Genomic DNA, 6648 nt, shown 5'->3' with positions numbered 1-6648 from the left:
GTGAGTTGGATAATTTCCTTTGGCAGACTGCTCAGTTGATTACTGGGGAGGTTGAGCATTTGTAGGTTAGTGAGTTGTCCGATTTCTGCTGGTAGACTGCTCAGTTGATTCCAGCCGAGGTCGAGCGATCGCAGATTGGTCAGTTGTCCAATTTCCTCTGGCAGCGTTGTTAAACCTTTGCCAGAAAGGTCTAATTCTGTCACCTTGTCTCTAGCAGCTTGTTCAATAATTTGCAGCAGTTCTTCGTTAGTCATTTGGGGTTTTACAGAGGCGATGCCTGACAACGAGTTGCTGCTTGGACGCGCAGCAGAGAAATTGAGCTAATTAATAATGTAGCCTGTATGAAGTATTGAATTCAGACAATGTGCATCGTCGTATCGCAGGCTCCAGATGACATCATATTTTGCGTTAGAGTATAGTTTTAGACGACATCAATTTTTAAAATGATGTTTATACTTAGAACTCAGTAAATGAAAGCAGGTGCATAATGAAACTACAAGATTTCTTGGGAAAAGATGAGAAATGGTCGTTTGATGCGATCGCAGAAGATGAAGACTTGGCTCGTCAGATTCAGGTATTGTTAATCGGCTTAGGTTTGCTAGAACCTCCAGCCGATGGTAAATTTGGCCCTGTTTCTGTGATAGCTCTCAAAAAATTTCAAGAATTAACAAAAACTGAAGAGAGTGGCTTTTTAGGAGCAGTCACAGCCAAAAAACTGATTGAAACCAAAATAGACGATCTTCCTAAACCCCCCTTAAAACTAGGCAATGATATCGCTAGTAAGATTGTGAAATATATGCTTGCCAAAGATTATCAGGTATTTACCAATCCCAAAGAATACAACATTGTTTATGTAGAGGGCGTAGATGCAGACTGGACTCTAAACAGTGATACACCCAATCAATTTAACGATCGCCGCATTGTTATTGAAGTAGTAAATGGTGTTCCCAAAATCGTAGATCACTGGGAAGCAACTACAGAACCAGGGAGGTACTACACTTATAATCCGATGAACCCCAAAGGAGCAGCTAGGATTCAGTTTGGACAATACAAAGCTTGGGCTGTTGGCACCCACGGCACCGCAGAGCCTCACGAAGCGTTAGTGCAAGTTGGAGATATAACAGTTTGTAGAGATTTCAACAGAGATTTTAAACGGACTGGCGACAAACTTGATACAGGTGATAATTTTTACGTTAATCAACACTACGGCTTTGATTTCCCTCGGAATGATATTCGCCTTGCTAGCGCGGGTTGTTTAGTGGGGCGTACCCGTGAGGGACATAGAGAGTTTATGGCAATTATTAAACAAGACCGTCGTTATGTCGCTAATCGCAAATATGTTTTCTACACTACCGTAATTCCTGGGGATGATTTACTGTAAAAGTTTCCAGGATGAGGTAATGGTTAATTGGTAGCATTTATTGTTGTGATGCAACCTTTAATAAGGTAGCAGATTTGTGCTACCTTACTTTGTCTAACTTTGTTCTTGGGGTTGTCCTATTTGTGCCGTCAATTTCTCTTTATCCAGCCTGCGTTTTTTGGCGTAAAGTTGAATAGTGACTGCCATCAAAATAATCATGGCGAAAATAGCCCAAGCAGCAATATCTGTAGGTAGATTATTTTTAAACACAGCCAGCAAGACGATCGCTACTAACATAACTGTAGGCGCTTCATTTAAAGCCCGTAATTGCTGACCACTCCAGCGACACTCATCTACTGCTAATTTCTTCATCAGCCGAGCGCAGTAATGATGATAGCCAATTAAAATAGCCACAAACAGCAGTTTGATATGCAACCATCCTTCTTTTAAAACATCGGGTTCAGTACTTACTAAACCGATGGCCATTGCGATCGTCACGAACATTCCTGGGTTAGTGATGATAGAGTAAAGGCGCTTTTCCATAATTTGATACTGATTTTTCAATATCGTTCGTGCTGGTTCCGGTTCTTCATTAGCTTCAACGTGATAGATAAAAAGACGTACTAAGTAGAACAAACCAGCGAACCAAACTACAAATCCGACAATATGAAAAGCTTTAAACCATGAATAAGCCACGAATCATAATCTCCTTTACTTGTGGTTGCGATCCTTTTGTAATGCTAATAAAAAGTAGTCAGGAGCCAGAATTCTGAATTCAGAATATTCCATCCGTTCAAGGATGAGTTTTAACAAGAAAAACATTTTAATTCTGCCACTCAATCTTCCATTTAGTGGACTACAACGATGATTTTGCACCCTTTACTAATTGATTCTGATTCCTGAATTATGAATTTTGACTCCTGAATTTTGACATTCATTTTTATAATATCGATTTTTGCCAAAGCTATATTGTCAATGAACATCTTTACGACGCACAAAGGGTAAGAGGTCTTGCAAAATCGCCTCGTGGTAATGTTCTTGAGGATAATGACCGACGTTATTAAGTTTTATTAATTCGGTATTTGGTACGGAATTGGTAAAAGTTTCGGCAATGTCTACAGGTAGCCAAGGGTCAATCATACCCCATTGAATCAGAATTGGTTGTTGCCATTCTTTAAAGCCAGTTTGTATTTCTGTCATGGCTGAATCAAGCTGTAAATTGCGAATACTGGCTAAGAGACTTCGACCAGACGAAGAAGCAGTTAAAAATGGTTTTCGATAAACATCTAAATCCTTATCTCCTATGCGATAACGGCTTCCGCCTTCTAGCGTCCGATCGACTAATAAAGGGTCTTGGGTCATGACTTCACCAGCCAAAGGTAAACCCATTTGTTTAATTTTCCAGGGTAATTTGGCAGCAGTTGAAATTGGTGTATTTAAAATAGCTAAATTGGCAATTTGTTCTGGATGACGCAAAGCGTATTGTAGTCCTACAGAACCTAAAAATCCTTGGACAACTAAAGAAAAATGTTCAAGTTCTAACGCTTTAATAAATCCTTCTAAAGCTGTGATAAAAGCATCGGGAGTGTAGGCAAAATCTCGTTTTTCTGGTTTTGCAGAAAAGCCGTAACCAATCCAATCTGGAGCGATCGCTCTTGTTCCCTGATTCCCCAACGCAGGTATAATATGACGCCAACTATAACTTTGTGAAACTAAGCCGTGTAGCAACAACACAGGCACTAAGTCACTTCTGCCGATTGGTAAAGATTCCCGATAAAACCATTCCAGTGAATCTACATTGATTTTATGTTCTGTTATTGACACGCTATTTTCCTATATTGGGCATCCCTTCGGCTTACTTCGACTACGCTCAGTACAAGTCGCTCAGGGCAAGTGGGCATCCCTTCGGCTACGCTCAGGGCAAGTGGGCATTGAGTTGTTTGTTATTCTTCTCCTGCTCCTTGGTCACTGAGCGTAGCCGAAGTGCTGCTCCCCCTTATCCCCCCATTCCCTGAGAAATAATCATCTCACGAATTGCATAAGCTGTGGCGGGCGCTAGTAAAACGCCGTTGCGATAGTGTCCGGTAGCTAAGAGGACGTTACTAAACCCTGGTAACTTTCCAATAACTGGGGCTGGACGACCTTCAGGACGGGGACGTAAACCCGACCAAGTGCGGAGAATATTTGCTGTGGCTAATTCTGGACAAAATGCGATCGCTTGTTCTCTAACAGATTCTAATAATTCTTGATTTGGCGGTATCTCATCGCCATTGCTAGGAAATTCCACTGTTGCGCCTATCCAATAATCTCCACCGCCCACAGGAACAATATGCACATCATTACCCGTTATTGCTGGCTGGAAATCAGGATTACCTAATGGATGCCTCACACGCATTTGCAAGGCTTGCCCAAGTACGGGGCGGATATCAATTATCTGATTTAATTTTGCCGTCAGTGGGGTTGAACCTAACCCTGCTGCAATTACAAACCAATCTGCGGCTATTTTTCCTTCTGTAGTCTCAAGTTGATGGCAAAATTCAGGTGTTGAGGTTGGGGCATCCAAAACAGTCACGCCAAATTTGAAAGTTACACCATTTTGCTGGGCAGCTTCAACTAAAGCTAACGTCAGGGCAGTTGGATCGAGCTGGCGGTCTTGTGGAGAATAGACAGCGCCAGTGATTGTTTCGTTATTAATTTGAGGACAGATATTCTGGAGTTTAGCGGTGTCCCAAATTTCTAAATCCCAGCTTTGAGAATGACGAATTTCTACTAGTTTTTCCCATGCTGACATCCCCTCTAGGGAGGAATCAGACAAAAGCATGAGAATTCCCTGACGATTAAAAGGAATTTTGCGACCCGTTAAAGCTTCTAATTCAGGAATCAAGATTTCATAGCGTTGGATGCTAGTTTGCCGCATCTGCCAAGCTTTACCCTTGATTTTTTGGCTGATTACGCCCATCAAAACGCCAAGTGCAGCGCCCGTGGAAGCTTGTGCTGGTGGTTGGCGATCGCAAACTGTAATTTTCAGCCCTTTAACTTGACTCAGTTCGTAAGCGATCGCAGCCCCGACTACACCACAACCGATAATAACTACATGACTCATTGCTATTTTGAAGCGGAGATGGGAGAGATACGGGAGATGAGGGAACAGGGGGAGCAATTTTTACTCTCCCTCATCCTCCTCATCCCCTTTGCTCATCTTACCTCGCGCTTAACTTGCCTCTGCTTCACTGTTGGTCTTAGGAAGCAGTTGGAGAAATTTATCAATCTCTGCGAAAGCAGCTTGGGATTGATTCAAGGCAACTAGAGGATTGCCAGCACTAGTAGCTTTATCAAGTTTAACCAGGTCGTTAAACAAATCTCGCGTTATTTGACGTGCTTTGGGTTGGTCATTGGGTAGAAGGTTAGGAGTGACATAAGTCAGGTTCAGCCTTGCTTCTGTTATCGGCCCATGTATAAAGTTACGCACATTGATCCAATCACCTCTTTTAATTAGGGTTGTCAACTCTTGTGAGCGATCGCGCACAGCCTGAATTTCAGGAACATAAGCCTGAATTTTTTCAAGTTGTACTGCTGTGTAAGTCGGAGGTGCTACCGCAACACCAGGGCCACCACAACTAATCAGGAATGTGGCCAATAGTACTAGGAAAAATGAAAAAATCGAGCGTTGACGCACCATATATTGAACTTGATTGCTTTTTATTTACCGATTCACAGTGTCATTTTAGATCGCTAGCGCAGTTAATCGTTCTTGTCAGCCAAGGATTTTGCAGAAAATCTTGATATTTTTTCCAAAGGACAGAGTTATCATCTGCTTTTGAGTAATTTTTAAGTACAATTACTTAATAGGTGTTAGGCAGTCCCAACAAGAAGCGATTTTTGGCTTCTGTTAGTAGCGAAAATTGTTAGGGAAGTATGATTTAGAGTTGCTAAATCTCAAAGGTCTTGATAAGCTGAAACACCAATAATATAAGCCTTCTGGCGGTTTTTCTGTCTTCACATCCTTGAAGATGCCGACGCGATATAGGAGTGTTTTTTAGTGAACGCAGCTGAACAGGCAACGAACCTTGAACTCGCCAGCAACATAGCTACGGTAGTTAATTTGTTCAAATTCGAGTTTCCTGATGCCAAATCTGATCTCAAACCCTGGAAAAATGACCCGGAAACTAGGGAATTAGTCGATCCAGATTCTATAGATATTGGCTTTCACTTTCCTGGTATTAGCAAATCTTGGCGAAGTCGCAGTATTTTAATTCAAATCCGATTTTATCAAGACCCCATCAATAATTCCCGGCGGGCGATCGGCGTGGAGGTAGCTGGATTCGATCATCGCGGTGAAGCGTGGCGACTTTCTACGGTGGAAAACTGGAGTGTTGTCGGCGTATCTTCGCCTTCTGGTGAAATCGAGGATAAGCTCAAACAAATTTGCCGACAGATTTTAGAAGTTTTTAATAAGCCAAGTGAATGAAATCAACTTGTGTCAAAGAAAGTAGTGAGGAATAATACACAATTATTAATTCGTAATTCGTAATTTGTAATTCGTAATTAAATAAATACAAGCCCCTTGATTCATCAATGGAAATATAAAAACGCGTAGTATCATTATTTCAAGCCCCTAACTTCAGGTATGGGGTAAAAATTACGAATTACGAATTATAAATTACGAATTATTGTGACCACCGTAATATTTGTACATGGCACAGGCATTAGGGAACGAGAATACAACGAAACTTTTCAGATAATTGAGCAAAAGATTCACGCCCAACGTCCTGATATCAAAGTTTCTCCCTGCCTTTGGGGTGTATTAGGTGCAAAGTTCAATGATAATCGGGCATCAGTACCCTTGGAAGATGCGACACTGGCTTTATCTCAAGGAGAAGAAGACGCAGAGATTGTACTGTGGGGTCGATTATACCGCGATCCTCTGTATGAATTACGGCTGTTGTCTTTGAAATCTGTTGAGGCAGGAAATCCATTTGGGGAAGAACCAGGGGATGTTTTACAATCTCGTGTAGCAAGTCTCACTCCGGCATCTCAACTGGAAGCTAAGTTGCAAGAGGCGGGAATTGCAGAGGTATTTGAGCCAGCACGAGAGGCGGTTATCCACAGTGAACCGTATGAACGCGCGTTGCTCACAGTTTCCGAATCTGATTTGAGTGAATATTATGCACCAATAGCTAGAGCAGTTGTGGCTCAAGCAATGTTTATTAGCGAACAGCAAGAAAAATTTCCCCCCATACTCACCGATGCCCAATTGCGGGATGATGTTGTGGAATTGCTGACTCTGG

The 6648-nt window shown here is 42.0% G+C and carries 6 protein-coding genes and 2 pseudogenes; 3 read left to right on the top strand and 5 right to left on the bottom strand.

Features of this window, described 5'->3' with window-relative positions; all coding sequences use genetic code 11:
• Nucleotides 1-254: pseudogene (locus RMY16_RS32850) on the bottom strand (leucine-rich repeat domain-containing protein); the annotation flags it as partial.
• A gap of 233 nt (nt 255-487) precedes the next feature.
• Between RMY16_RS32850 and RMY16_RS32845 the strand changes: the two are divergent.
• Nucleotides 488-1381, top strand: a complete 894-nt coding sequence (locus RMY16_RS32845) for a peptidoglycan-binding domain-containing protein (RefSeq protein WP_322664922.1) — start codon at nt 488-490, stop codon at nt 1379-1381.
• Between the two features lie 93 nt (nt 1382-1474).
• On the opposite strand, the gene hemJ is transcribed toward RMY16_RS32845, so the two are convergent.
• The 4 genes from hemJ to psbQ all read right to left on the bottom strand — a co-directional run bounded on the left by hemJ (nt 1475) and on the right by psbQ (nt 5039).
• A complete protein-coding gene (gene hemJ / locus RMY16_RS32840; RefSeq protein WP_322664923.1) occupies nt 1475-2056 on the bottom strand; it encodes a protoporphyrinogen oxidase HemJ in 582 nt (193 codons plus the stop codon).
• Between the two features lie 276 nt (nt 2057-2332).
• Entirely contained in the window at nt 2333-3184 is an 852-nt protein-coding gene (locus RMY16_RS32835; RefSeq protein WP_322739880.1) for an alpha/beta fold hydrolase, read from the bottom strand.
• Between the two features lie 172 nt (nt 3185-3356).
• A complete protein-coding gene (locus RMY16_RS32830; protein ID WP_322739879.1) occupies nt 3357-4463 on the bottom strand; it encodes an FAD-dependent oxidoreductase in 1107 nt (368 codons plus the stop codon).
• Nucleotides 4464-4571: 108 nt separating this feature from the next.
• On the bottom strand, nt 4572-5039 hold the full coding sequence (gene psbQ, locus RMY16_RS32825) for a photosystem II protein PsbQ (protein WP_322664929.1): 468 nt from the start codon (nt 5037-5039) through the stop codon (nt 4572-4574).
• 360 nt (nt 5040-5399) lie between these two features.
• On the opposite strand from psbQ, the gene RMY16_RS32820 reads away from it, so the two are divergent.
• Together RMY16_RS32820 and RMY16_RS32815 are read left to right on the top strand one after the other, a co-directional pair.
• Nucleotides 5400-5828 carry a hypothetical protein gene (locus RMY16_RS32820; RefSeq protein WP_322739878.1) on the top strand — a complete coding sequence of 143 codons (429 nt, stop codon included), beginning with the start codon at nt 5400-5402 and terminating at the stop codon, nt 5826-5828.
• Between the two features lie 204 nt (nt 5829-6032).
• Nucleotides 6033-6648, top strand: a pseudogene (locus RMY16_RS32815) (hypothetical protein); the annotation flags it as partial.

The sequence above is a fragment of the Nostoc sp. DedQUE12b genome (genome assembly GCF_034530835.1).
In the GTDB taxonomy this organism is placed as follows: domain Bacteria; phylum Cyanobacteriota; class Cyanobacteriia; order Cyanobacteriales; family Nostocaceae; genus Nostoc.
The sequence above is the reverse complement of the archived record's forward strand: the minus strand, read 5'-3'. Positions and strand labels throughout refer to the sequence as shown.